The 24102-nt window shown below is 68.7% G+C and carries 19 protein-coding genes and 1 tRNA gene; 12 read left to right on the plus strand and 8 right to left on the minus strand.

Annotated features, from left to right (window positions below):
• Positions 1-393: 393 nt before the first annotated feature.
• Positions 394-476: transfer RNA gene (locus IM776_RS03005), tRNA-OTHER, on the plus strand.
• Here IM776_RS03005 and IM776_RS03010 read toward each other — a convergent pair.
• Positions 455-1921, minus strand: a complete 1467-nt coding sequence (locus tag IM776_RS03010) for a glycosyltransferase (protein WP_194421580.1) — start codon at positions 1919-1921, stop codon at positions 455-457. The genes IM776_RS03005 and IM776_RS03010 overlap by 22 nt on opposite strands.
• A gap of 157 nt (positions 1922-2078) precedes the next feature.
• Here IM776_RS03010 and IM776_RS03015 point away from each other — a divergent pair, with 157 nt between their 5' ends.
• Both IM776_RS03015 and IM776_RS03020 read left to right on the plus strand, forming a co-directional pair.
• The gene (locus IM776_RS03015) at positions 2079-2567 is read left to right on the plus strand and encodes a DUF4383 domain-containing protein (protein WP_194421581.1); all 489 of its coding nucleotides are present in this window, start codon (positions 2079-2081) and stop codon (positions 2565-2567) included.
• Positions 2568-2664: 97 nt separating this feature from the next.
• The gene (locus tag IM776_RS03020) at positions 2665-3729 is read left to right on the plus strand and encodes a PQQ-dependent sugar dehydrogenase (RefSeq protein ID WP_194422483.1); all 1065 of its coding nucleotides are present in this window, start codon (positions 2665-2667) and stop codon (positions 3727-3729) included.
• A gap of 28 nt (positions 3730-3757) precedes the next feature.
• On the opposite strand, the gene IM776_RS03025 is transcribed toward IM776_RS03020, so the two are convergent.
• The 4 genes from IM776_RS03025 to IM776_RS03040 form a co-directional block, all read right to left on the minus strand.
• Positions 3758-5716 carry a beta-L-arabinofuranosidase domain-containing protein gene (locus IM776_RS03025; protein WP_194421582.1) on the minus strand — a complete coding sequence of 653 codons (1959 nt, stop codon included), beginning with the start codon at positions 5714-5716 and terminating at the stop codon, positions 3758-3760.
• 83 nt (positions 5717-5799) lie between these two features.
• Positions 5800-6426: a dihydrofolate reductase family protein gene (locus tag IM776_RS03030; protein WP_194421583.1), complete on the minus strand. Its 627-nt coding sequence runs from the start codon at positions 6424-6426 to the stop codon at positions 5800-5802.
• Positions 6427-6464: 38 nt separating this feature from the next.
• On the minus strand, positions 6465-7832 hold the full coding sequence (locus IM776_RS03035; protein WP_194422484.1) for an MFS transporter: 1368 nt from the start codon (positions 7830-7832) through the stop codon (positions 6465-6467).
• Positions 7833-7860: 28 nt separating this feature from the next.
• Positions 7861-8688: an endo alpha-1,4 polygalactosaminidase gene (locus IM776_RS03040; protein ID WP_194422485.1), complete on the minus strand. Its 828-nt coding sequence runs from the start codon at positions 8686-8688 to the stop codon at positions 7861-7863.
• Positions 8689-8842: 154 nt separating this feature from the next.
• Between IM776_RS03040 and solA the strand changes: the two genes are divergently transcribed.
• Together solA and IM776_RS03050 are read left to right on the plus strand one after the other, a co-directional pair.
• Positions 8843-9973: an N-methyl-L-tryptophan oxidase gene (solA, locus tag IM776_RS03045; protein WP_194421584.1), complete on the plus strand. Its 1131-nt coding sequence runs from the start codon at positions 8843-8845 to the stop codon at positions 9971-9973.
• 7 nt (positions 9974-9980) lie between these two features.
• Positions 9981-10406: a cupin domain-containing protein gene (locus IM776_RS03050; protein WP_194421585.1), complete on the plus strand. Its 426-nt coding sequence runs from the start codon at positions 9981-9983 to the stop codon at positions 10404-10406.
• A gap of 4 nt (positions 10407-10410) precedes the next feature.
• On the opposite strand, the gene IM776_RS03055 is transcribed toward IM776_RS03050, so the two are convergent.
• Positions 10411-12234 (minus strand): GAF domain-containing protein, encoded by a 1824-nt coding sequence (locus tag IM776_RS03055; RefSeq protein WP_228479892.1) that lies wholly within the window; start codon positions 12232-12234, stop codon positions 10411-10413.
• Positions 12235-12406: 172 nt separating this feature from the next.
• A complete protein-coding gene (locus tag IM776_RS03060; protein ID WP_194421586.1) occupies positions 12407-13255 on the minus strand; it encodes an alpha/beta fold hydrolase in 849 nt (282 codons plus the stop codon).
• Between the two features lie 201 nt (positions 13256-13456).
• Between IM776_RS03060 and IM776_RS03065 the strand changes: the two genes are divergently transcribed.
• The 4 genes from IM776_RS03065 to IM776_RS03080 are packed head-to-tail and all read left to right on the plus strand — an operon-like array spanning position 13457 to position 17752.
• A complete protein-coding gene (locus IM776_RS03065; RefSeq protein ID WP_194421587.1) occupies positions 13457-14737 on the plus strand; it encodes a hydroxymethylglutaryl-CoA reductase, degradative in 1281 nt (426 codons plus the stop codon).
• The gene (locus tag IM776_RS03070) at positions 14734-15711 is read left to right on the plus strand and encodes a hydroxymethylglutaryl-CoA lyase (RefSeq protein WP_194421588.1); all 978 of its coding nucleotides are present in this window, start codon (positions 14734-14736) and stop codon (positions 15709-15711) included. Before IM776_RS03065 ends, IM776_RS03070 begins: the two co-directional genes overlap by 4 nt.
• Positions 15708-16937, plus strand: coding sequence for a CaiB/BaiF CoA transferase family protein (locus IM776_RS03075; protein ID WP_228479893.1), 1230 nt, complete (start codon positions 15708-15710; stop codon positions 16935-16937). The genes IM776_RS03070 and IM776_RS03075 overlap by 4 nt, the downstream gene beginning before the upstream one ends.
• Positions 16934-17752, plus strand: coding sequence for an FAS1-like dehydratase domain-containing protein (locus IM776_RS03080; protein ID WP_228479894.1), 819 nt, complete (start codon positions 16934-16936; stop codon positions 17750-17752). The genes IM776_RS03075 and IM776_RS03080 overlap by 4 nt, the downstream gene beginning before the upstream one ends.
• A 189-nt stretch (positions 17753-17941) precedes the next feature.
• Here IM776_RS03080 and IM776_RS03085 read toward each other — a convergent pair whose 3' ends face one another.
• Positions 17942-18832: a LysR family transcriptional regulator gene (locus IM776_RS03085; protein ID WP_194421589.1), complete on the minus strand. Its 891-nt coding sequence runs from the start codon at positions 18830-18832 to the stop codon at positions 17942-17944.
• Positions 18833-18963: 131 nt separating this feature from the next.
• Between IM776_RS03085 and IM776_RS03090 the strand changes: the two genes are divergently transcribed.
• The 3 genes from IM776_RS03090 to IM776_RS03100 are packed head-to-tail and all read left to right on the plus strand — an operon-like array spanning position 18964 to position 24077.
• Positions 18964-22404, plus strand: a complete 3441-nt coding sequence (locus tag IM776_RS03090; RefSeq protein WP_194421590.1) for a bifunctional proline dehydrogenase/L-glutamate gamma-semialdehyde dehydrogenase — start codon at positions 18964-18966, stop codon at positions 22402-22404.
• Positions 22405-22413: 9 nt separating this feature from the next.
• The gene (locus IM776_RS03095) at positions 22414-23052 is read left to right on the plus strand and encodes an FMN-binding negative transcriptional regulator (RefSeq protein ID WP_194421591.1); all 639 of its coding nucleotides are present in this window, start codon (positions 22414-22416) and stop codon (positions 23050-23052) included.
• On the plus strand, positions 23049-24077 hold the full coding sequence (locus IM776_RS03100; RefSeq protein ID WP_194421592.1) for an ornithine cyclodeaminase: 1029 nt from the start codon (positions 23049-23051) through the stop codon (positions 24075-24077). Before IM776_RS03095 ends, IM776_RS03100 begins: the two co-directional genes overlap by 4 nt.
• The last annotated feature ends 25 nt before the right edge of the window (positions 24078-24102 follow it).

Genomic DNA, 24102 nt, shown 5'->3' on the forward strand with positions numbered 1-24102 from the left:
AAGAAACCGAGTCGCGCAAGGCTTCCAAGCTGTCCAGGCAACACCTGATCGCTCAAGTGGAGAGTTTTGTGGACTCGTTCTACGAAGACGGGCGGAATTGGACAGGAAGATTCTCGCGATCAGGTCCGGGCGCAGAGGCGTTGAGGCAGAGCCGTCTGCTTCCGAGAACGTGTTTCGTAACCTCGGCTGGCTCGCACCCAGGTGACCGGCTACCAGGCGCATTACCGTGCCCATCAAGTGTCCGAAAAGTGTCCGGAGCGTCCGGAGAACGGCGATCTTGACGAGTAGTGTGGCGCCTCACGTGCGTGACGAGTCGAGCTCGCAGAAGCTCCGAAGGCTGCAGAACCACGCGGTTGTCAAGCGAGAGTACGAAACGGCGTCATCAGAGCCATCGTGGACGAAGGCATGGAGATTCACCCTGCTAAGGTGGAGTCCCCTCACGGGGACCGAGGGTTCAAATCCCTCCGTCTCCGCCATTAAATCCCTGGTCAGAGGCGTTTCGTTCACGCGCCGCCGCGAGCTCTCGTGCCCACAGATCGAGCACGGCTTCGTCTGTGTATCGCTCTGCCGTGCGCCGGGCTGCCTGGCGCATCTGTGTGAGGTGGGCCTGTGGCATCCGTTGCAGCTTCAGGATCGCGCGGGCGAGACCGGCGATGTTGCCGGTGGTGACGAGGAAGCCGTTGCGGCGGTTCTCGATGAGATCTGCGGGTCCGTAGCGGATGTTGTAGGCGATGGGGATGCAGCCGGCGCCCATCGCCTCGAGGAGCACCAGACCGAAGCCCTCCGAGCGTGAGGTGAGAAGCAGGAAAGACGCTTGCTCGAACTGGTCGCGTGCACTGGCCTGGTAGCCGTGGACTCGCACCGCGTCGGTCGCGCCGGCACTGATGATGAGTTCGTCGATAGCGGCCCGTCTCGGCCCGTTGCCGTAGATGTCGAGCGTCACGTTTCGGTCGAATCGGCGCGCGAGCAGCGCGGCGCGTACCGCGTGGGTTGGGCGCTTGAGGCCTGACAAGGCCCCGAGCAGGATGCCTCGGCCCACGGGTCGTTCGTGGTCGAACGGCGCCGGTAATGACCGGCTGTTCGGGATGACGCAGAGGTTCGGACGGCTCCCGAAGCGCAGCTGCACATCGCGGCGCTGCCGTTCGGTGAGGAAGACCACTGCGTCATACTGGTCGAGGTGGCGGATCACCTCCGCGCGCGAGGGGCGGAGTCTGCCCCACGGTCCGATGTTCCCAGCCAGATGGGAGCCGTGCACGACGGTTACGGTCGTGCGGTCCGGGCGCCGGTACGAACGAAGAAAACGAGAAACCGGTTTGCTGTCGGCGATGAGGAAGCACGCTCCGTCGCCGGTGGTGAGCCGGTCGAGCCAGTAGCGGTACAGCGACCAGGTGGTGCCCCATGATCGCACTGGTTCCCCACGGCGATCGCAGATCACGACGGATCGTCCGCCGAGCGTTCCGCGCTGGTCGGTGTCCTGTCGGTTGCTCGCGAGCAGAGACCCGTCTGCACGATAGTGGTCGGTCTGCAGGACCGTCTTCCCGTCCGATGCCAGCCTGACCCGGTGAAGCTCACGGGCCTCGCGGTACTCCGAGCGATATGCCGGATCCGTCGCGAGTGGGGTGAAGGCGCGTTCGGGCGATCCCACGGGGTTCTTCGCCCGGGGAACATCGTTTTCACGCAACCAGTCCCAGAGGTTGACCAGGTGCATCGCATCGACGAACTCGCCGCGCTCGCGGAGCTTGTCCTCGATGCGCGGATAGTCGACGCGGTCGTCGAACGTCAGCACGTCCACCGAGACACCGGGGAGTTTGGCGAATGCGCGCGATCGGTGCAGCATCGCGCTCGTGAGTCCACCGATCTCGTCGGGGATGGTCCACGCGAGCGTGAACTGCCGACCATGGGGCAGTGACGTCGTCGTCATGAGGTGAGGATAGCCGCAGCGAGCCGACGCTCGCTCACCATGCGCGATCCGGCACGCCCTCCGTATGTCAACCCCCTCGTCGTGCACGTAGAGGCGTCAATACCGTGAGCGTTGATGGCGATTGCACGGCCCACGCCTACCGAACGAAGGAGCCAGCATGAGTACTCGAGCCAACTCGGTCAACGGAGACCGCCCGTTCGCGGAGACCCCGCTTCAGAAGACCGCACTCATCATCGGAATCGTTTTCCTCGTCGTCGGAATAGCAGGATTCATTCCCGGCCTGACGACGAAAATGGAGACCATGCAGTTCGCCGGGCACATGTCCGAGGCGATGCTGTTGGGCATCTTCCAGGTATCCATCCTCCACAACATCGTGCACCTGCTGTTCGGAGTAGCCGGTATCGTCTGCGCGATGCGGGTGATGGCCTCACGGTGGTATCTGATCGGCGGAGGTGTGGTCTATCTTGTGTTGTGGTTGTACGGCCTGTTCGTCCCCGGAGACCACGCAGCGAACTTCGTGCCGCTCAACACCGCCGATAACTGGTTGCACCTGGGCCTCGCCGCCGGCATGATCCTGCTCGGAATCTTCGTCGCGCCGAGTCTTACCGGAACTCGTGGACGCACTGATCGGGTCAACCCCGCCTGACGTAGAGCGCCAGAACCCGGGACGCCTTCCGCACGTGCCTCGGAGGTGGTGCCACGTGACAACGCTCAGCACACGCGTCCGCAGACCGTTGTCGCTCATGGTCATCGCTGCGCTGACCACGAGCGCACTTGTCGCGTGCACCACACCCGGCGACGAGCCGGTCCCCAGCGCATCCGAGACCAGCGCATCCGAAACCGGCGGAGCCTCCGCGGCGCCATCGTCCGTCGAGGTCGTCGCACGCGGACTGGATGCCCCGTGGTCGATCGCGTTCCACGACGAGACCCCTCTGCTGAGCGAACGCGACTCCGGTCGAATGCTCGAACTAGCCGCTGACGGCACTCCACGCGAGGTCGGAGTGATCGACGCGGCGGTCCCGGGCGGCGAAGGCGGCCTGCTCGGCATCGCCGTTCACGAGGAGCACCTGTACGCGTATTACACCGCCAGCGGAGACAACCGGCTTGAGCGGTACGAACTGACCGGTGATCCGGGCGCGCTGGGTCTCGGGCCGCGAGAGGTGCTCCTCGAGGGGCTCCCCTCCGCCGGCGTCCACAACGGCGGGCGGATCGCGTTCGGCCCCGACGGCATGCTCTACGTCACCGTGGGCGATGCCGGCGATCGTTCCAGCGCCCAGGACGTGGAAAGCCTCTCCGGCAAGATCCTCCGGCTCACTCCCGACGGCGAGGTGCCAGAGGACAACCCCATCGACGGTTCTCCCGTCTACAGCTACGGACACCGGAACCCGCAGGGCCTGGCCTGGGCCGAGGACGGCACGATGTACGCCTCGGAGTTCGGCCAGGACACCTGGGACGAGCTCAACGTCATCGAGGCCGGCGGCAACTACGGCTGGCCCGAGGTCGAGGGCATCGCCGAGGAGGACGGGTACATCGATCCCGTCCAGCAGTGGGCGCCCGCAGACGCCAGCCCCAGCGGCATGGCCGTCGCGGAGGGCTCCATCTGGATCGCGAACCTGCGCGGCGAACGCCTCCGTGAAGTGCCGCTCGACGATCTCGCCGACTCGACCGAGCACCACGTGGGCGAGTACGGGCGGCTGCGCGACGCGACCGTGGCACCTGACGGGTCGCTGTGGGTGTTGACCAACAACACCGACGGCCGCGGCGAACCCGGCCCCGACGACGACCGCATCCTGCGGATCGTGCCCTGATCGCGAAGACCGAAGCGAGCGGCAGACGTCACCCGTCCAGCGTCCAGGGGATCTCCGTCACGCGCAGGCGTGCCGCGCCGTAAGGCAGCATCGTGATCATCCGGCGTTCCCCGTCAGCCTGCACCGGACTGGCGGGCGGAGGCGCGGCAGCGCCGTGCTCGAGAGTCCAGCCGGCGACCGGCCGAGCGACCGCCTCGAGCCGCAGCGGAGCGCCTTCCGGCGTGAACGGCTCCGCTCCGTTCGGGCGACGCACGAGTTCGGTCGCCGGCACGGATGCTGCGCCGTCGCGCACCAGCGCGAGATTCCAGTCTCCGGCAGGCAGCACCTCCCACGACTCATGGGGCGGTTCGCCGCCGATCACGCGCCAGTCCTCCTCGACCGCGGCGGCGAACACGATCGGGCCGCGGGTGAGAGTCACGGCATCGCCGAACCGACGGTGGGCCTCGACCTCGGCATCCCACGCCACCGTGATCCGGTGGTGGCCGCGCCAGGTTCGATCGAGCGTCAGCTGACTCCCGGGCGCCGGCGAGATCGGGTCGTCGGCGTCGATCCTGATCTGCGCATCGCGCGCCCACGCGGGGATGCGCAGGTGCAGCGGGAAGCTCGCCTCGCCATCGACGGCGAGTTCGATCACCACCTGGTCATCGAACGGGTACTGACCGATCACCGCGACGTGGATGCCGATGCCTCCGAGTACCGTGTCGATCTCGCAGGGCGCATACGAGAGAGCCGCCAGGCCGCCATCGTCGCTGCGCATCCATAGCCGGGCGGCGAACTTCGACCAGCCCTGGTGCCGGTTCGCCGTGCAGCATCCGAAGTGCGGGGCCAGCCCGAACGTGTTGGATTCGGGTCCGTTGTTCGTGTACACCCGGTCTTCCGTGACATGACAGATCACCTGATTCGCCTGCTGGTCGTACTGGTGACCCCGCTCGTCCGATCGCGCGCTCGCGGGGAGCGCGTTGAACGCCACGCGCTCCAGGCGGTCGGCGACGTCTTCGTCGAGGCCCCACGTCTCCAGAGCCGTCTCCAGCGAGAACATGTACTCCACGACCGTGCAGGTCTCGGTGCCCTGCGAAGGGTTCAGGCCGGCAAGGTGCTCATCGCTGGTGAACACGCCGGTCGCCTGGCCGTGATACCGGTCGAGCTGCTCCAGCATCGACGAGAACGCCTCGCGCAGCTGCGGGTCACCGCTGACGCGCCACCAGACCGGCATCGCCTTCAAGCCCATGGCGATATTCACGCCGTGGGTGACGAGGAAGTCGTCGTTCATCCAGACGCCGGCCGATGCATCGCGGAATCCATGGAGCACGGCATCCGTCACCTTCTCGCGATACGGGAAGTCCTGCGCGTACCGATCCCAGGCGTAACCCTGACTGCGCACGAGCTCCGCGACCTCGAGCAGCGAAGGATCCGTCGTGCGCTCGTACAGCGCGAGGATCGAGACCACGAGGTCTGCCCATCGCACCCGTCCCCATTCATGCAGGGGATGCCGGGTGAGCACCTGCCGGATGCGTTCGACGAGCCGCAGCGCGGCCGGGACGATTCGCTCGTCACCTGTCGCGGACTCGTACTGCAGCAGCGCCTTCAGCGCGATCATGCGCGGCCAGACGTCGAAGCCACCGAAGTCGGCATGGTGCAGGTCGGAGGGATCGCCGTCGATCGGTCCGATCCAGCCGTCTTCCGTCTGGTGCTCGAGGATGTGGTCGATCCATCGCTCGACCTTCTGAATGAGCCGTGCGTCACCGGTGAGGAACGCGAGCGGGACCATCGCGTCGAGCCAGTAGGGGCCGCGCTCCCACCCTTCCGCTGAGCCGCCGATCCAGGCGCTGTCGCGAACGTCGGGCCAGAACTCGTCGAGCGTGCCGCCCATCCCGCTGAGCTGACTCTCGAGGCGCGCTCGCAGCCAGCCCGTCGGTCGCAGCTGGCCGAGCCCCAGCGGTGCCAGTACCGGCGTGGTCGTCGTGAATGGGGCAGGGGATGTCGTCATTGAGGACCTCGGCAGCTGGCGCTGGCGCCGGCGCGCCTGCGTGAAATCGATTTCAGCTCATCGTAGTGCGAGTCGATTCCTCACTACAAGACCGCATTCCCTACTTCGCCGCTTCGCCGATAGCGGATGTGCGTGGCGAGCGGGGAGTGCAGCACCTCGACGGGCTCCATGCCCAGAGCGAGGATGCCGTCGAAGATCCGCTCGCCGGATCCGAGCAGTACGGGAGCGATGTCGAGCGTGAGCTCGTCCACGACGCCGGCGGCCAGCGCCTGCCGCACGGTCGATGCGCCGCCGGCGATGTCCACTCCGTCGTCGCCGGCCGTCTCGCGCGCACGCGCGTACGCCGCGTCGAAGCCGTCGGTGATGAAATGGAAGGTCGTGCCTCCCTCCATCTCGATCGGGTCGTGCGGGTGATGGGTGAGCACGAAAACCGGCGCATGGTAGGGCGGCTCCGCGCCCCACCAGCCGCGCCAATCCTCGTCCCAGTCGCCGCGTACCGGGCCGAACATGTTGCGTCCCATGACGTACGCGCCGCGCGGACGCATGAGCCAGCCCGTCGCGATGGCATCGGCCTCGTTCGCTCGTGCGTCGCCGATGTGCCAGCGGTGGAGTTCGATGCCGCGCTTGCCGAGCGGATCCTCTCGGCTCTGGTCTGGACCCGCGACGAAGCCGTCGAGCGAGATCGACATGTGGCAGGTGGTGTCGGGCATGAACGACTCTTTCTGATGTTCGGTGGGTGTGTGAGCGCTCATTCCTGGAGCGCGTTCTCCGACGGAGTCACAGGCGGCGCGAGTTTGCGGATCCCGATGAACGACACGATGCCGCCCGCGGCCATCAGCGCTGCAGTCACCCAGGCGGCGCTGTGGAAACCGCTGAGGTCGAGTGTGCCGCCGACGATCGTCGACAGCATCGCGACGACGATGAGCCCGGCGACGCGGGAGATCGCGTTGTTGACGGCGGATGCGATGCCGGAGTGGTTCTCATCGATCGCGCCGAGCACCGCGGAGGTGAGCGGTGCGACGGTGAGGGAGAGCCCGAGTCCGAGAACGATCATCGATGGCAGCACCTGCCACCAGTAGCTGAAGTCCTCGGCCACGGTGAGAAGAAGGAGGGCGCCGGCGGCCATCAGCAGCGGGCCGGCGGTCATGAACAGTCGTGGGCCGAGCCTTCCCGCCCACGCGCCGGCCTGGGAACTGAGCAGGATCATGAGGATCGTGATCGGCAGACTCGCCAGCCCTGCTGCCGTCGCGGGGAGGCCCGCGCCCTCCTGCAGGTAGACGCCGATGACGAAGCCGTTGAGCGAGAGCGCGGCGTAGACGAACAGTGTGGCGAGGTTGCCCCAGGCGAAGTTGCGGGCGCTGAAGAGGGACAGCGGCATCAGCGGAGCGGGCGAGTAACGCTGGCGCACCAGGAAGCCGAGGAACAGCGCGACGCCCACCACGCCCGGCACCCAGATAGCGGGCGAGCCCCACCCGAGATTCGGCTGCTCGATGAGGGCGAACACGAGGGCGCCGAGTCCGAAGGCGCACAGCATCCCGCTCCACCAGTCCACACGCGCACCGCGCGGATGATCGGGAAGGTCCAGCCGAGCGAGCAGGACCAGCGTGATGCCGATCGGGATGACGTTGATCAGGAACACGAATCGCCAGGACAGCAGGTCGACGAACAGCCCGCCGAGGAGCGGACCGGCGATCTGGGCGCCGGTGGTGAAGGCGGTCCAGACGCCGATCGCGCGGGACTGCAGCTCGCCGCGCATGGTCGCCATGATCAGGGCGAGCGAGCTCGGTACGAGCAGCGCACCGGCAGCACCCTGGAGGGCGCGGGCGATGATGAGGGTGAGCGGCTCCGGCGCCGCGGCCACTGCCACTGACGCGATGCCGAACGCGATGAGTCCGATGCGCATGATGCGCACGCGGCCGTATGCGTCGGAGAGCGTTCCGGCGAGCAGGATGAGCGCGCTGAGCGTGATGAGATATGCGTCGACAACCCACTGCTGAGTCGTGATGCCGCCGCCGAGCTCATCCCTGATGGCCGGCAGCGCGACGGTGACGACGGTGCCGTCGAGGAACGTCACGAACGATGCGAGGACGGCGATGGTGATGACGAGCCGCTGCATGGGGGAGAAGGCTGACACGGTGACGAGACTACGCCCGATCGCAGGTCGCGAAGACGTGTCCGTCCGCACCCGCCGGTAGCAGGTCGCGGTCGCGCAGGACCATGGATGCCGGCGACGCCGGATCCGCGCACATCTCCGCAAACGGTCGCGGCAGCTGATCGGTGTACTCGATGTCGATCACGTGCGCGCCGTACACGTCCGCATACGCGTCGCACTCCTCGTAGGCCGCACACTCCTCGACCACGGCGAAATCGAACCCCGCACGTTCGTGCAGCGCGACGGCATCCTCCGCAGCGTTCTTCTGCCCGACCGCCAGTCCGGCGGCGTGCGCCGCGTCGACCAGTTCGGCTGCGAGGGCCAGGTTGTCGTCGAGCTCCAGTGCTCCGCCGGAGCGCGTGTATGAATCGAGGTTGTCGAACTCCACTGCGTCGAAGCCGTCGGCCGCGCATCCGGTGATCCACGGAGTGACCATCGCCGCGATCCGCTCGCGCTTCTCGTCCGTCGAGGTGTCCACCAGCACCTCGTCCGGCCAATCCGGGTCGAACACCGGGGCGCCGCCGGCGTGCAGCAGCAGGTCCTGCGGCCAGCTGCCGAGCTCTCCGGGCTGGGTCTGGAACGCGTTCACGTAGCAGATCGAGTAGACGCCGTCGGCGGCTTCGGCGCCGCGATCGCGCCCCACGATCTCGACGCCGTCCGCCGGCGCGTAAGCGCCTCCGAGCTGGTAGTCGGGTGCGGCACCGGCCGGCGGCAGCGCGATGGATGCAACGTCACCGGCGCCTGTGCCATCGGCGGTGGCGGCGCATCCGCTCATCATGAGCAGCATCGCCGCGCCTGCGGCAGCGCGGCCAAGCGTCATCTTCTTCACCAGGCAATCGTCCCGCATGATGGCCGGCCGCCGTGCACGGGACACATCCCGACCCTGCAGGCGTGGGTTCTCGATCCATATGCGTGACCGGCGCTCTCCCGCACACTGGCGTGGATCAGATCCGCCCAGGGAGGAACGAAGCGTCATGGAGTCATTCGAGGTCGCCGTCGTCGGCATGGGAGCGCTCGGCAGCGCAGCCGCGTACCATCTTGCCCGTCGCGGGGCGAAGGTCGTCGCCTTCGAGCAGTACGACCTCGGTCACGTGCGCGGCGCGTCGCACGACACATCGCGGATCGTGCGGACGTCCTACGGCGCATCCCAGTACGTGCGCCTGGCCCAGTCCGCCTACCGTGACTGGGCCGATCTCGAGGCGGAGTCCGGCGAGCGACTTCTCACGGTCACAGGCGGCGTGATCTTCCTGCCCGTCGCAGGTCCGTACTCGGCATCCGACTTCACCGCGGCACTGGATGAGTGCGGCGTCCCTCACGAACTGCTCAGCCCCGCAGAGGTTCGGGACCGCTGGCCCCAGTTCCAGGTTCCCGAGGGCGTCGAGACCGTCTACACGGCCGACACCGGAATCGCTCACGCCGCCCGCACAGTGGCCACTCTGCAGATGCGGGCGCGCGTGCACGGCGCCGATGTCCGCGACCGCACGGCCGTCGAGGCGCTCATCCCGGATGGGGATGCAGTGATCGTGCGCACCGCGAACGGGGAGGTCCGTGCGAACAAGGTCGTCGTCGCGGCGGATGCCTGGACCAACGAACTCCTCGAGCCTCTCGGTGCCGCCATCCCGCTGGACGTCATGCAGGAACAGGTGACGTACTTCCACACTCCGGCCCCCGAGGTGCATGATGCGGAGCGCTTCCCCGTCTGGATCTGGGAGGACGACGAGTGCTACTACGGCTTCCCGACCTACGGCGAGCCGACGATCAAGGCGGCTCGCGATGTGTCCTTCAACCGGATGACACCGGCGGAGCGCACCTATGTGCCGTCTCCCGAGCTCACCGCTCAGCTCGGCGACTTCGTGCACGGGCTGATCCCGGCCGCCGGCGCGGAGATGCGCACGGTGACGTGCCAGTACGCGCTCACCCCCGACCGCCGCTTCATCCTCAGCCCACTGCAGGAGCATCCCGACATCATCGTGGCGCTCGCCGCAGGCCACGGATTCAAGTTCACGCCGGCCATCGGGCGCATCCTCGCCGAGCTCGCACTGGACGGTGAGTCCACCGATGACATCTCCGGATTCGCGGCGCCGGCGCCGGCATCCCTGAGCTGAGTTCACCATGCGTGTCCAACGGCGCGGCGACAACGCCCACGAATGGGAGCTCTACAAGGGCAGGGCCCGCATCGGGATCGAGTGGTACTTCAAGGAGACGACGGACCTGCCGATCTCGGTGATGCTCTACCACCTCGAGCCGGGAGCCGAGGAGGGGCAGCATTTCCATCTCGAAGGCGTCGGCGACAGCTGCTCGCCGGGCAGTTCGGATGAGATGTACGTCGTCACCACGGGCGAGGTCGTCATCTCATCGGACGACGATCAACGCATCCTGCGCGCCGGCGACGCCTTCTACGCGCGGCAGGGCGTGCGTCACGGCGTGCGCAACGAGTCGGATGCTCCGGCAGAGCTGCTCCTCGTCTTCGGGCCGCGCGGTCCCCACGCCTTCCCGCAGACCGGCGAGGAGGTATTCGACGTCGAAGCGGATCGCTGACCTTTCAGCGACGTTGGAGCCGCTCCCGCAGCTCGTCGAGGCGCACGGCGATGCCCAGGCGGAACATGCGCTCGTCCTCCCGCCAATCAGCCCCCAGCACGTGATCGAGCCGGTCGAGTCGCTGCAGAATCGTGTTCGTGTGGAAGTTCAGCGCCCTCGCCGTACGCGTCGGGCTGGCATTGTTCCGCACGAATGCGCGCAGTGTACCGAGCAGGTCGGCGCCCCGCTCGGCGTCGTACGTCCGCACGGCGCCGATCGTGTCGCGCAGGAACGCTCCGAGTGCGTGCGAATCCGTGTCGAGGATCGCCGAGTAGGGCAGGAACTCGTCGACCTGCACGGTCATGCCGGTGATCTCCAGCGCGGTGAGCAGCCGCGCGGTGCGCATCGCGGACACGAACGCATCCGGCAGCGCGGCCGTCGCCGAGCGCGGGACGACGAGGGAGACCGGATGCCGGATCGCCGCCTCCACGTGTGTGCGCAGGCGCTCGGGCTCGGGCTCGAGAGCATCCTGTGCGGAGGAGTACGCCACGACGATGAACCCGCGGTGTTCGCCGACCAGGGTGCGCTCGTCGAGATGCCGGCTGAGGGCACGCGCGGCAGCAGTCTGCTGATCCCCGGGAACGGCCAGGAGCAGCAGGGTGTCGAGCAACTGGAGATCGACGCCGAGACGGCGCGCCCGCCGCTCGACATCCGATCGCCGCTCTGGGACGTCGTCGAGGAGATCGGTGATCAGCTCGCTGCGCACCCTTTGATCGGCACCGGATGCCGCCTCCTGCTGGAGTTCGAGCAGGGCGCCCACCTGCGCTGCCCGCTCGACCGTGCGGAAGTCCACAGCTCCGAGTTCGAACTCCCCGTCGCCGAGCAGCATCGCCCCGAAGTGCCGCTTGCCGGCGCTGAGCGCGGCGACGGCGCGCACGCCCGAACCGGCGACGGCGACGCAGTGCCCTGAACGGCGGCTCTCGGCGATGGCGTCGTGGATCGCGGCATCCGGTTCCAGCATGCCGGGCGCCAGGGGGAGCCCTGCAGCGGCGATGATCTGATCGTGGTCGTCGAGGATCGCCACGGCGCGGCCGAGCGCCGAGGCGAGCGTCTCGGCGACCGGGCCGAATCCTCCGCCGGCGAGCACCGCCTGGACGAGCTCCTGGTGGACCGTGTTGGCACGGTCGCGCTCGACGAGGTGCGCTGTCAGGCTCTGCAGGTTCCGGCGGCTGGCATCCTCGGATTCCTGAAGGCTGCGCAGCGTCTGAGTCGTCTGCAGAATGACGGACGCGTGGTCTGCCAGTGCCGAGAGCAGCGAGACCTCCTCGGGAGAGAAGGACTTCTCCGCGCGATTGCCCACGAACAGCACGCCGAGCACGTCATCGCTGGTGAGCATCGGGACGCCGAGCATCGACACGAGTCCCTCTGCGGAGACGGCCTCGTCGACGCCGGAGTCGTGCCTCTCCTTCGTATACGACGAGTAGTCGGAGACCCACTGAGGTGACCGCGATTCGACCACCGCGCTCACGAGTCCCCGCCCGGGCGGAACGCGAAGTGAGGGCAGGGACGCGCTCACCGACCCGCTCGTCTCCCGCACCCGCAGTTCACGGGTGTCGGGGTCGAACTCGGACAGGTAGGCGAGATCGGCGCCCATCATCTCGTGTGCGCGCTGGACGAGCCGCACCAGCACGGCGTCGCTGTCACGGAGCTCTGCGAGTTCCCGAGCGCTGGAGAACAGAGCCGACAGCTCGTGCTCTCGCCGACGAAGCCGTGACAGCTCCCGCTGCGAGCGGTGCACGCTATCGGCGATCTCGGCAGCCTGGTTCTCGGACGCTCCGATGCGGCGCACGCATCGCTGACGTCGGTCGGGCCGACGGACTCAGCATCGTAGGCGGCGTTCAGAAGGACCGTGATCGCTTCGGAATCGTCGCGCATCCGGGCTCCTTCCTCGTGAGGTCGCGCCTGGGTTCGCACGACTCCCGTGTCGAGCATGTCACGTTCTGCGAGCACCACGAGAGGCCTCAGCGCTGCTCCTCTGCGCGGCGAGCGGTGCGCAGCAGCGCCTGCGCGAGATCGGGCCACAGCTCGTGGGGGATGAGGTGTCCCATGTCGGGCTGCACCTGCAATTCCGATCCTGCGATCGCCTCGGCGATGTCGACCGCCGAGAACCAGTGCAGCACGTCGTCCTCGCGGCCATGGAACACCAGCGTCGGCACGGTCACCTTCCGCAGATCCTCGAGTCGCTCCGGCGCGCGGCGCAGGGCCGCCCACTGACGTGCGTAGCCCTCGGGCGCGTAGCCGCGGTCGTAGGCCTCGCCCGCCTTCGCGATGTGCCATTGCACCTGCGGGTCGTATCGGCCTCGCGGCGCGGAGGTCACCGCCGCCTCCGCGAAGGCCACGGCTTGCTCACGCGTCACACGCACTGGAGCCGCGAGCAGCTCGGGGCGCTCCCCGTGCAGCACGTACCGCGGGCTGCGCCCGGGGATCGTCGACAGCAATCCGAGACTGCGGACGCGTTGGGGATGCCGGATCGCCACCGTCTGCGCCATCATCCCGCCCATGGAATGCCCGGCCATATGCGCCGAGTCCACGCCGAGCTCGTCGAGGATGCGCACGATGTCGTCGCCCATGTCTGCCAGGTCGTAGCCGCCGTCGACGTCTTCCTCGCCGCCGAAGCGCTCGGAGAACCCGGTGTCGCGGTTGTCGAAGCGGACGACGCGCAGACCGCCGTCGGTGAGGTGTGCGATGAACTCCTCGTCCCAGCTCAGCAACTGGGCTCCGCCGCCCGAGACGAGCACGAGCAGCGGATCCGCCTCGGAGCCGAACACCTCGTAGTAGAGCCGGACTGGGGCGGACTCGGTGTAGGGCATCGGGGCCTCCTCGGGGCTCGCGTCGTCGCTGCGTCCTGCGAGTCTAGATCTGCGCTGTCGACGGAGGAGTGTGTCCTTCTCATATACCCGCATGCGTTCAATGAGCGATCCATCCATCGTCGCTCGCGGATCCCGCTTCTAGTGTCGACGGTGACCCGCAGCGCCGAGGACCCGGCGTCTGCCCACTAAGGAAGGTGGCCGATGCCGACCAACAGCCGAATCTCAGGTCTGCGCGACCACACCCCGCAGGAGCGGCTCGCGCTCGTCGCCGAGGGCGCAGGTCTCGAAGCGAGTGCTCTCGATGCGCTCGGCACCGAGAGCGGGCTGTCGCTCGCGCAGGCAGACCACATCATCGAGAACGTCGTGGGACTGATCGGCGTCCCCGTCGGGGTCGCCACGAACTTCACCATCGACGGCACCGATCGGCTGATCCCGATGGCCACCGAGGAGCCCAGCGTCGTCGCGGCGGCCTCGAACGCAGCACGCATGGCGCGCGACCACGGCGGCTTCACCACCTCGTACACCGGCGACGTCATGATCGCGCAGATCCAGGTGCTCGACGCGGTCGATCCGCACGGCACGCGCTTCGCACTGCTGGAGGCGCGTGACGAGGTCCTGGCGCTGGCCAACGAGCAGGATCCGATGCTGGTCTCGCTCGGCGGCGGCGCCTTCGACATCTCGGTGCGGGTTCTGCCCACACGGGCCGGCGCTCAGGTCATCGTGCATCTGCATGTGGACGTTCGGGACGCCATGGGGGCGAACGCCGTGAACACGATGGCCGAGGCGATCGCTCCGCGCATCGCCGAGATCGCCGGCACCAGAACCCTCCTGCGCATCCTCACCAACAAGGCCGACCTTCGTCTCACCCGCGCCCGGGCCGTCTTCGACGCCGAACTCCTCGGCGGTGCGCAGGTCGCGGACGACATCGTCGCCGCCAGCGCCTTCGCCGAGGCCGATCCATACCGCGCGGCCACGCACAACAAGGGAATCATGAACGGCATCACCGCCGTCGTCCTCGCCACCGGGAACGACACCCGCGCTGTCGAAGCCGGATGCCATTCCCACGCCGCCCGCACGGGACGGTACTCGGCGCTGTCGCAGTTCGAGAAGGATGCCGACGGCAATCTCGTCGGGACCCTCGAGGTTCCGCTAGCGGTCGGCCTCGTGGGCGGAGCGACCCGCGCGCACCCGACCGCACAGGCATCCGTGAAGCTCCTGGGTGTCGAGACCGCCCGCGAACTGGCAAGCGTCATCGCCGCCGTGGGGCTCGCGCAGAATCTCGCCGCGTGCCGTGCGCTCGCCGCCGAGGGCATCCAGCGCGGGCACATGACGCTGCACGCCCGCACGGTCGCGGCCAGCGCCGGTGCCGACGTCGACGAGATCGGCGAGGTCGCCGCACGCATCGTGGCCGACCGGAAGATCCGAGTGGAGCACGCCCGCGAGATCCTGGCCGAGCTGCGTGCAGGGCGGGGCTCGGTATGACATTCGCCGAGCCCTCGCCGCGCGCGCAGACAGAGGAAGGGCTGCCCGCGCGGGTCACCGTGTACGAGGTGGGGCCACGGGACGGCCTGCAGGCCGAGACCGACATCATTCCCACGCGCGTCAAGGCTGAGCTGTGCCGCCGGCTGTACGCGGCGGGCTCCCGCGATCTCGAACTGACGAGTTTCGTCCCGCCGGCCTGGATCCCGCAGCTGGCCGATGCCGCCGAGGTCGTCGGCGGCGTCGAGGTTCCTACCGGTGCGAGGGCCGTCGCCCTGGTCCCGAATCTCAAAGGGCTCGAGCGCGCCGTCGGCGCCGGCATCCGCGAGGTCGCCGTGGTCGTCAGCGCCACCGAGTCCTTCGCCGAGGCGAACCTCAACAACACCCGATCCGGCGCCATCGACCGAGCCGTGGAGGTCATTGAGGCGGCGACCGCCGACGGCATCCCGGTCCGCGGTTACGTCTCGATGGCGTTCGGCGACCCGTGGGAGGGCGAGGTCGACATCCAGGCGGTGCTGCAGGCCGCCACCGCTCTGCACGAGGCCGGCAGCCGGACCATCGCCCTCGGCGACACGATCGGCGTCGCGACCCCCGGCTTGACCACCCGCGTGGTGGAGGAGGTGATGGCCGCCGGCATCCCGGTCTCCGATCTCGCCCTGCACCTGCACGACACCTACGGCCAGTCCCTCGCCAACGTCCACGCCGCTCTGCGGCTCGGCGTCGCGGAGTTCGACGCCGCGGTCGGAGGCCTCGGTCGCTGCCCGTACGCGAAGGGCGCGACCGGTAACCTCGCCACAGAGGACCTGGTGTGGATGCTGCACGGGCTGGGCATCGAGACCGGACTGGATCTCGGCGCACTCGCGGCCACCACGCTCTGGCTCTCCCGCATCCGCGGCATCCCCGCGCCGTCGAACGTGGCACGCGCGCTCGCCGCCGCCGGCGCATCCGAAACCACAAAGGAGGCAGCATCCGCATGACTGACATGTCGCTCCCCGCGCCCGGTGCGCTCGACGGCGTCACGGTTCTCGACCTGTCCCGTGTGCTCGCCGGCCCCTACGCCGCCCAGATGCTCGCTGATCTCGGCGCCATGGTGATCAAGATCGAGAACCCGCGCGATCCCGACGTCTCGCGCGGGTTCCCTCCGTATCTCACCGACGGCGACGAGGAGTTCAGCGCCTATTACGCGCAGTACAACCGCGGCAAGCTCGGCGTCGGCCTCGACCTCGCGAGCGACGAGGGCAAGGAGGTCCTCAAGGACCTCGTGCGAAACGCCGACGTCCTGGTCGAGAACTTCCGCCCCGGCACCATGGCCAAGCTCGGCGTCGGCTACGACGTGCTGCGGGAGATCAACCCGAAGCTCGTCTACACCGCGATCTCCGGCTACGGCCAGACGGGTTCGCGCAGTCGCCGTCCGGCCTTCGACAACACCGCGCAGGCCGCCGGCGGACTGTGGTCGATGAGCGGCTACCCCGGCCAGCCGCCGGTGCGCGTCGGCGTGACGATCGGCGACCTCTCGGCCACACTGTTCGCCGTGGTCGGCACGCTCGCCGCGCTCCGTCACGCCGAGGCGACCGGTGTCGGGCAGCTCGTCGACGTCGCGCAGGTCGACAGCATCATGGCGCTCACCGAGACCGCGGTGGTCGACTACACGGTCGGCGGCAAGGTGGCGGAGCCCGCCGGCAATCAGCACTCCTGGGTCAAACCGTACGAGCTGTTCGACTGCGCGGACGGTCAGGTGTTCTTCGGCGCGTACACCGACAAGCTCTGGAACGCCGCCTGCGACCTGTTCGGCACGCCGGAGGTCAAGGCCGACCCCGAGATCGACACGATGCGCAAACGCCTGGACCCCGAGGTCTACGAGCGCAAGGTCAAGCCGATCGTGGTCGACTGGCTCGCCGGGTACACGAAGGCCGAACTCGAGCAGATGGCCGGCGACGTCGTGCCGCTCACGGCGATCAAGACGATCGGCGAGGTCGTCGACGACCCGGGCACCGCCGAGCGCGACATGATCGTGGAGGCCGACTACGGCGACCTGGGGATGCTGCGCATGTTCGGACAGCCCATCAAGCTCTCCGCGACCCCCGCGACTCCGGCACGCACGGCGAACCGGCTCGCCGAGCACGCGGACCAGGTGCTCGCCGACCTCGCCGGATACGACGCCGCCCGCATCGCCGAGCTGCGCGCGGCGGGTGTGCTGCCGTGAGTGTCGTGCGCACCTCGGTCGTCGACGAGGACACCGTCGAGGTCTACCGCGGCACGTTCGCCGCCGAGGAGCGGCGACGGGATGCCGGTGACGAGCTGCCTTCCGCATGGGAGGGCGTGCTCTTCCCGTTCACGGCAGCGCTCGCCGATCTGCGGCCGGACGGCACGCCAGCGCGGGACGGCGTGATCCCCGAGATCGATCTGCCGCGGCGCATGTACGCGGGGGAGAGCACCGAGTTTCTCGGGCCGATCCGGCTCGGAGACGAGGTCACCCAGACGACGACGCTCGGGAAGGTCGTCGAGAAGAGCGGCTCCAGCGGACGGCTCGTGTTCGTCGACGTCGAGCGGGAGTACGCGGTCGCAGGTGAGACGGCGATCCGCAGCGTGTGGCACGACGTCTTCCTCGAGCAGACGGATGCGGATGCGCCCGCACGCCCGCCGAGGACAGACCCGGATGCCGCGGCATTCGCCGAATGGATCGATGAGCTCGAGCTCGACGCCCGCCAGCTGTTCCGCTTCTCGGCGCTCACCTTCAACACGCATCTCATCCACTACGACCGGGCCTGGGCGCGCGAGGTCGAAGGATTGCCCGACCTGCTCGTGCACGGGCCGCTCACCCGCATCCTGCTCATGGATGCCGTCCGCAGGCATTCCCCTGGTCGCAGGCCTGTGCGACTCGACGTCCGCGCGATCGCGCCGGTGCTCGTCGACCGGCCGCTGCGCATCGCCGGCACGGATGGCGACGGCGTGACGAGGGCGACGCTGCTGGATGCCGACGACGCCGTCCTCGCGACCGCGGAGGTCGATTGGGAGTGAGAGACGTATTTCATGCGGGTCGTTGAGCGGAGGCGCGTAGCGCCGAAGACGAAACGGGCTGAGCGACCGGAGGAAGTCGAAGCCTTCGCTACCGGCCTTCCTTTCGACTCGCCTGCGGCTCGCTCAAGGCGTTTCGTCTCGCTGCGCTCGCTCAACGACCCGCAAGAACGTCCGGAAGCGGACTCCGCCTCAGCGCGGCCAATGAGCCGCGAGGGCATCGGCCAGCGCCGTCAGCACTGCGCCGATGGCGGCGCCGTCGCGCGAGGACGACCGCGTGGCGGCGAAGATCTCGCGCACCGGGTCACCGGGCAGCTGAAGCAGCCGCACCGGGGAGCGCTCGCCGGTCCAGATCAGGTCCGGCAGCATGGCTGCGGCGTGGCCCGCCGCAGCCAGTCGCGCATGCGCAGTGAGATCCGTCGCCTCGAACCGCACATCGGGTTCGAAGCCCGCCGCCCGGCACTGCTGCACCGCCCACTGCCGCACGACGGCACCCTCCGGCTCCATCGCCCACGCCGCGTCTTCCAGGTCGGCGAGCTCTCTCGCCGGCGAATCCGGCGGCACCACGAGCCTCACCGGATCGCGGCCGATCAGCGTGCGCTCGATGCCGGGCTGGAGTTCTCGCGTGTACCCCGGGTACTGCTCGGCGACTACGAGATCGAAGGCGTGCGCCTGCAGCTCGAACAGGGCCTCCTCGGGCGGCATCTCGGCCATCTCCAGCCGCAGTCCCGGTTCGCGCTCGGCGAGGAGCGTGAGCGCCGCGGGGACGAGGGCTTCGGCCGCGGTCGGCATCACCGCGATGCGCACGATGGCCGGGGCGTCCTGCGAGATCGACAGCTCGGCCCGAGCCGTCTCATCGAGCTCCAGAGCCCTGGCGGCGTGCGCGGCCAGTACCCGCCCCTGCGCCGTCAGACGCACCCGACGACCGTCGGGTTCGAGCAGCGCGACGCCCGCCTCCCGCTCCAGCAGTGCGAGCTGCTGAGACACGGTGGACGGGCTGTAGGAGAGCGCGCGGGCCACGTCGGCGATGGTGCCGCGCAGAGCCAGCTCGTGCAGCAGGCGCAGTCGTCGCAGCTCGAACATCGACCATCCTCAATTCATCGACAGAACCGAATGGTATCTATCGTAAAGGCTCGCTTTTCACGAACAAAGGCGAGGCTTCACACTGAGACCAGGTCGCGCGGCTCCGCCGCGCTCTCGAGTGAGGAAGCACGATGACCCAGACGACCGACGCAGCCACCGGCCACGCCGAACTCTCCGCTCTCGCCGACGACGCGGTGGCCCTCGTGAAACGCTGGCTCGAAGAGAGCCGCGAGGTGCCCACCGACACCGCGGCGAAGCGTCTCGCCGGCGTTCTCAGCGACCCGAACGGCCTCGACTTCACGGTCGGTTTCGTCGACGGCGTCGTGCGCCCCGAAGACCTCAGGGTCGCCGCACACAACCTGCGCGACCTCGCCCCGCTCACCCCGAAGTTCCTGCCCGCCGCGCTGCGCGGCCTCGTCCGGCTCGGCGGCGCGCTCGCACCGGCCTTCCCCGGCATCGTCGTGCCGATCAGCCGCAAGGTGCTGCGCGGAATGGTCCGCCACCTCATCGTCGACGCGACCGATGCGAAGCTCGGCACCGCGATCCGCCGCATCCGATCCGATGAGGGCGTGCACCTGAACATCAACCTGCTCGGGGAGGCGATCCTCGGCGAGGACGAGGCCGCCCGCCGCCTGGCCGGGACCCGCCGCCTACTCGAGCGCGACGACGTCGACTACGTCTCGATCAAGGTGTCCTCGACGGTCGCCCCGCACAGCCCTTGGGCGTTCGACGAGGCCGTCCATCACGCCGCCACGGCGCTCGTCCCGCTGTTCCGCATCGCGAAGGAGCGCGGGAAGAAGTTCATCAACCTCGACATGGAGGAGTACAAGGACCTCGATCTCACCATCGCGGTGTTCACGAGCATCCTGGACCGCGAGGAGTTCCGCGACCTCTCCGCCGGAATCGTGCTGCAGGCCTACCTGCCCGACGCGCTCGGCGCGATGATCCGCCTGCAGGAATGGTCCGCCGCGCGCGTGGCCGCCGGGGGAGCTGCGATCAAGGTGCGCGTCGTCAAGGGCGCGAACCTGCCGATGGAGCGGGTCGACGCCGAGACCCACGGCTGGGAGCTGGCGACCTGGCACAGCAAGGAGGCCTCGGATGCCTCGTACAAGGCCGTGCTCGACTATGCGCTGCGCCCCGAGCACGTGCAGAACGTGCGCATCGGCGTCGCCGGTCACAACCTGTTCGACATCGCGCTGGCCTGGCTGCTGGCGAACCGGCGTGGCGTGACGGACGGGATCGAGTTCGAGATGCTGCTGGGCATGGCGACCGCGCAGGCGACCGTCATCCGCCGCACCGTCGGATCGCTGCTGCTCTACACGCCCGTCGTCCACCCCACCGAGTTCGACGTCGCGATCGCCTACCTGATCCGCCGCCTCGAAGAGGGCGCGTCGACCGAGAACTTCATGTCCGCCGTCTTCGACCTCGACGAGGACCCCGCGCTGTTCGCACGCGAGCGTGACCGCTTCCTCGCCTCGATCGCGTCGATGCCAGCCGAAGTCCCCGCCCCGAACCGCACTCAGGATCGCGGCGCACCCGCGGTCGCATCGGCCACGGACGCCTTCGAGAACACCCCTGACACCGACCCGAGCCTGGCCGCGAACCGCGCCTGGGCCGACGGCATCCGCTCGCGCATGGCGGACTCGATCCTCGGCGACGAGACCGTCGCGAGCAACACGCTCTCGGATGCCGCCGCGGTGGATGCCGTGATCGCCCGCGCCGTCACGGCGGGCGAGAGCTGGCGTGCACTGGGAGCGCACGGCCGCGCCGCGATCCTGCACCGCGCCGGCGAGGTGCTCGAGCAGCGCCGCGCCGACCTGCTCGAGGTGATGGGCTCCGAAGCCGGCAAGGTGATCGAACAGGGCGACCCGGAGGTCTCCGAGGCGATCGACTTCGCGCATTACTACGCCGAGAGTGCGAAGCGCATGGAGAACCTCGACGGAGCGACCCACAAGCCGGTCGGCCTCACCGTCGTGACACCGCCGTGGAACTTCCCGGTCGCGATCCCCGCGGGATCCACGCTGTCGGCGCTCGCCGCCGGATCCCCGGTGATCATCAAGCCGGCACGTCAGGCCCGCCGCTCCGGAGCCGTCATGATCGAAGCGCTCTGGGAGGCCGGAGTACCGCGCGACGTGCTGCAGTACGTCCAGCTCGACGGACGCGAGCTCGGTCAGAAGCTCATCAGCGACCCCGCCGTGGAGCGCGTGGTGCTCACGGGCGGCTACGAGACCGCAGAACTGTTCCGCAGCTTCCGCCCCGACCTGCCGCTGCTGGCCGAGACGAGCGGCAAGAACGCCATCATCGTCACCCCCAGCGCCGACCTCGACCTCGCCGCCAAGGACGTCGCCTACTCGGCCTTCGGCCACGCAGGGCAGAAGTGCTCCGCGGCATCCCTCGTCATCCTCGTCGGCTCCGTCGCGACGAGCGAGCGGTTCCGCCGCCAGCTCATCGACGCCGTCGGCTCCTATCCGGTCGGTCAGCCGTGGGACGGCTCCAGCCGCATCGGGCCGCTCATCGGACCGGCCGAGGGCAAACTGCTGCACGCGCTGATCTCGCTCGAGCCCGGTGAGCGCTGGATCATCGAGCCGCAAAAGCTCGACGAGGCAGGGCAGCTGTGGCGCCCCGGCATCCGTGAGGGCGTCGCCGCCGGCAGTCCGTACCACCTGACCGAGTACTTCGGCCCCGTGCTCGGCATCATGACGGCCAAGACGCTCGACGAGGCGATCGGCATGGTCAACGCGATCGACTACGGCCTCACCAGCGGACTGCACTCCCTCGACGAGGACGAGATCGCGCAGTGGCTCGCCGGCGTCCAGGCCGGGAACCTCTACGTCAACCGCGGAACCACCGGTGCCATCGTGCAGCGCCAGCCGTTCGGCGGCTGGAAGAAGGCGGCCGTCGGGACCGGAACCAAGGCCGGCGGTCCGAACTACCTCATCGGCCTGTCCGACTGGGAGGATGCTCCCGTCACCGCCGATGCGCCCGCCGACGCCGTCTCGCGTGGCGCGCTCGCCGCGGCAAAAGATGCCGGAGCCGACGTCGCCTGGCTGCAGGGCGCGCTCTCGACCGATGTCGCTGCCTGGTCAGACGAGTTCGGCGCCGTGCGCGATGTGACGGCGCTCGAGACCGAGCAGAACGCGCTGCGCTACGACGCCGTGCCGGTAACGATCCGTCTCGAGCAGGCCGCGCCCGCAGAGGCGATCCGCGTGATCGCGGCAGGAGTCCGAACGGGTGCGCGGCTCAGCGTCAGCACCGCTGAAGAGCTGCCGGCATCGATTCGCTCCTGGCTGAGCGAGCTGGCCGTCGGCGTCGCCGTCGAGGACGAGAAGGGCTGGGGTGCGCGCGCCGCGCGACTGGCGGAGTCCGGCGGGCGCATCCGCCTGGTCGGTGGCGACGCCCGGGCAGTCGCCGGTCACACCGGCGGCTCGCCCGCTGTCGCGATCTACGCAGGCCCCGTGGTGTCGGCCGGCCGGATCGAACTGCTGCCCTACCTGCGCGAGCAGGCCGTGTCGGTCTCGTCACACCGCTTCGGCACCCCGCACCGCTACGAGATCGCCGCCCTCACCTCCTAGGAGACATCGATGAGACCCAACCCCGACTACGCGTTCGACGACGCCGAGGGAATCCGCGCGCTCGTGCGCGAGAACCCGTGGGCGACGATCGTCAGCTTCGTGCCGGGGAAGGGCCTGGTCTCGTCGCACTACCCGATCCTGCTCGACGAGGATGCCGACGACATCGCGATCGTCAGCCACGTCGGCCGGCCCGACGAGCGCCTCCACGAACTCGGCCGTCACGAGGCGATGGTGATCGTGTACGGCCCGCAGGGGTACGTCTCGCCCAGCTGGTACGGCACCTCACCGGCCGTGCCGACCTGGAACTTCGCCACAGCTCACCTGTACGGCACGCCGGAGCTCCTCTCCGACGAGGAGAACCTGCAGGTGCTCGAGCGCCTCGTCGCTCATTTCGAGAACCCGCTGCCCGAGCCGTATCTGATGAACCGGACGCTCGAGAACGCCGATTACGCCGCTCGCATCGTGCACGGCACGGTGGGGTTCCGGATGCGGGTCGACCGCTTCGAGGCCAAGGAGAAGATGAGCCAGGACAAGCCGGCCGAGGTGGTCGAGCGGGTCATCGAAGCGCTCAACGCGCCCGGGCCGTACGAGAACCCGCGGCTCGCGGCGCGGATGTCGCATGTGCACGGGCGGGAGGAGGCCGTATGACCACGTTCGTCGGCGTCGCAGACCTCGTCCGGTGGGTCTCGCGCACCGGAGCCGAGCGGATCATGGCCGAGATGTCGGAGACCATCGAGGCCGACTTCCGCCGCTGGGAGTCGTTCGACAAGACCGAGCGAATCGCGAATCACACCCCGTTCGGGGTCATCGAGCTCATGCCGATCAGCGATCCGGACGTCTACGCGTTCAAGTACGTCAACGGGCATCCGTTCAATCCCGCCCGCGGGTATCAGACCGTCACGGCCTTCGGCGTCCTCGCCGACGTCCACAACGGGTATCCCGTATTCCTCTCCGAGATGACCGTCCTCACGGCACTGCGCACTGCGGCGACCTCCGCCATGGTCGCGCGCCATCTCGCCCGGCCCGACTCCCGCGTCATGGCCATGATCGGCGCCGGCAGCCAGGCCGAGTTCCAGGCGCTGGCGTTCCGCGCCGTCCTCGGCATCGAGACCCTGCGGATCTTCGACGTGGATGCGGCCGCCACGGAGAAGTTCGTCCGCAATCTCCGCCCGCTCGGCTTCGACATCACGGTCTGCGACTCGTCGTCGCAGGCGGCGTCCGGTGCGGACATCGTCACGACGTGCACCGCCGACAAGGCCGTCGCCGAGGTGCTGAAGGATGCCGACGTGACGCCCGGCATGCACATCAACACGATCGGAGGCGACTGCCCTGGCAAGACGGAGCTCGATCCGCGCATCCTCGAGCGCGGTCCGGTGTTCGTCGAGTACGCGCCGCAGACCCGCATCGAGGGCGAGATCCAGAACGTCGCCGCCGACTTTCCTGTCACCGAGTTCTGGCGGGTGCTCGCCGGCACGGCCCCAGGTCGCACATCGCCGGAAGAGGTGACGATCTTCGACTCGGTCGGCTTCGCCATCGAGGACTTCTCGGCGCTGCGGCATCTGCGCGCCGATGTGGCCGGCACCGATCTCGCTCATGAGATCGACCTCGTCGCAGCTCCCGACGACCCGAAGGACCTCTTCGGCTTCGCCACCGCTCCCGTCCCCGTCGCCTGACGTTCCGCCGCCTGAGAGAATCGAG

The organism is Microbacterium abyssi (assembly GCF_015277895.1).
GTDB classification, from domain to species: Bacteria; Actinomycetota; Actinomycetes; order Actinomycetales; family Microbacteriaceae; genus Microbacterium; species Microbacterium abyssi.

Bases quoted from the DNA above. Each gene is read 5' to 3' on its own strand.
- IM776_RS03065 (WP_194421587.1), top strand. From the start codon at position 13,457: ATGCCGACCAACAGCCGAATCTCAGGTCTGCGCGACCACACCCCGCAG.
- IM776_RS03035 (WP_194422484.1), bottom strand. From the start codon at position 7,832: ATGCAGCGGCTCGTCATCACCATCGCCGTCCTCGCATCGTTCGTGACG.
- IM776_RS03025 (WP_194421582.1), bottom strand. From the start codon at position 5,716: ATGACGACATCCCCTGCCCCATTCACGACGACCACGCCGGTACTGGCA.
- IM776_RS03010 (WP_194421580.1), bottom strand. From the start codon at position 1,921: ATGACGACGACGTCACTGCCCCATGGTCGGCAGTTCACGCTCGCGTGG.
- IM776_RS03060 (WP_194421586.1), bottom strand. From the start codon at position 13,255: ATGCCCTACACCGAGTCCGCCCCAGTCCGGCTCTACTACGAGGTGTTC.
- IM776_RS03075 (WP_228479893.1), top strand. From the start codon at position 15,708: ATGACTGACATGTCGCTCCCCGCGCCCGGTGCGCTCGACGGCGTCACG.
- solA (WP_194421584.1), top strand. From the start codon at position 8,843: ATGGAGTCATTCGAGGTCGCCGTCGTCGGCATGGGAGCGCTCGGCAGC.
- IM776_RS03015 (WP_194421581.1), top strand. From the start codon at position 2,079: ATGAGTACTCGAGCCAACTCGGTCAACGGAGACCGCCCGTTCGCGGAG.
- IM776_RS03020 (WP_194422483.1), top strand. From the start codon at position 2,665: ATGGTCATCGCTGCGCTGACCACGAGCGCACTTGTCGCGTGCACCACA.
- IM776_RS03070 (WP_194421588.1), top strand. From the start codon at position 14,734: ATGACATTCGCCGAGCCCTCGCCGCGCGCGCAGACAGAGGAAGGGCTG.
- IM776_RS03095 (WP_194421591.1), top strand. From the start codon at position 22,414: ATGAGACCCAACCCCGACTACGCGTTCGACGACGCCGAGGGAATCCGC.
- IM776_RS03040 (WP_194422485.1), bottom strand. From the start codon at position 8,688: ATGACGCTTGGCCGCGCTGCCGCAGGCGCGGCGATGCTGCTCATGATG.
- IM776_RS03090 (WP_194421590.1), top strand. From the start codon at position 18,964: ATGACCCAGACGACCGACGCAGCCACCGGCCACGCCGAACTCTCCGCT.
- IM776_RS03030 (WP_194421583.1), bottom strand. From the start codon at position 6,426: ATGCCCGACACCACCTGCCACATGTCGATCTCGCTCGACGGCTTCGTC.
- IM776_RS03050 (WP_194421585.1), top strand. From the start codon at position 9,981: ATGCGTGTCCAACGGCGCGGCGACAACGCCCACGAATGGGAGCTCTAC.
- IM776_RS03100 (WP_194421592.1), top strand. From the start codon at position 23,049: ATGACCACGTTCGTCGGCGTCGCAGACCTCGTCCGGTGGGTCTCGCGC.
- IM776_RS03085 (WP_194421589.1), bottom strand. From the start codon at position 18,832: ATGTTCGAGCTGCGACGACTGCGCCTGCTGCACGAGCTGGCTCTGCGC.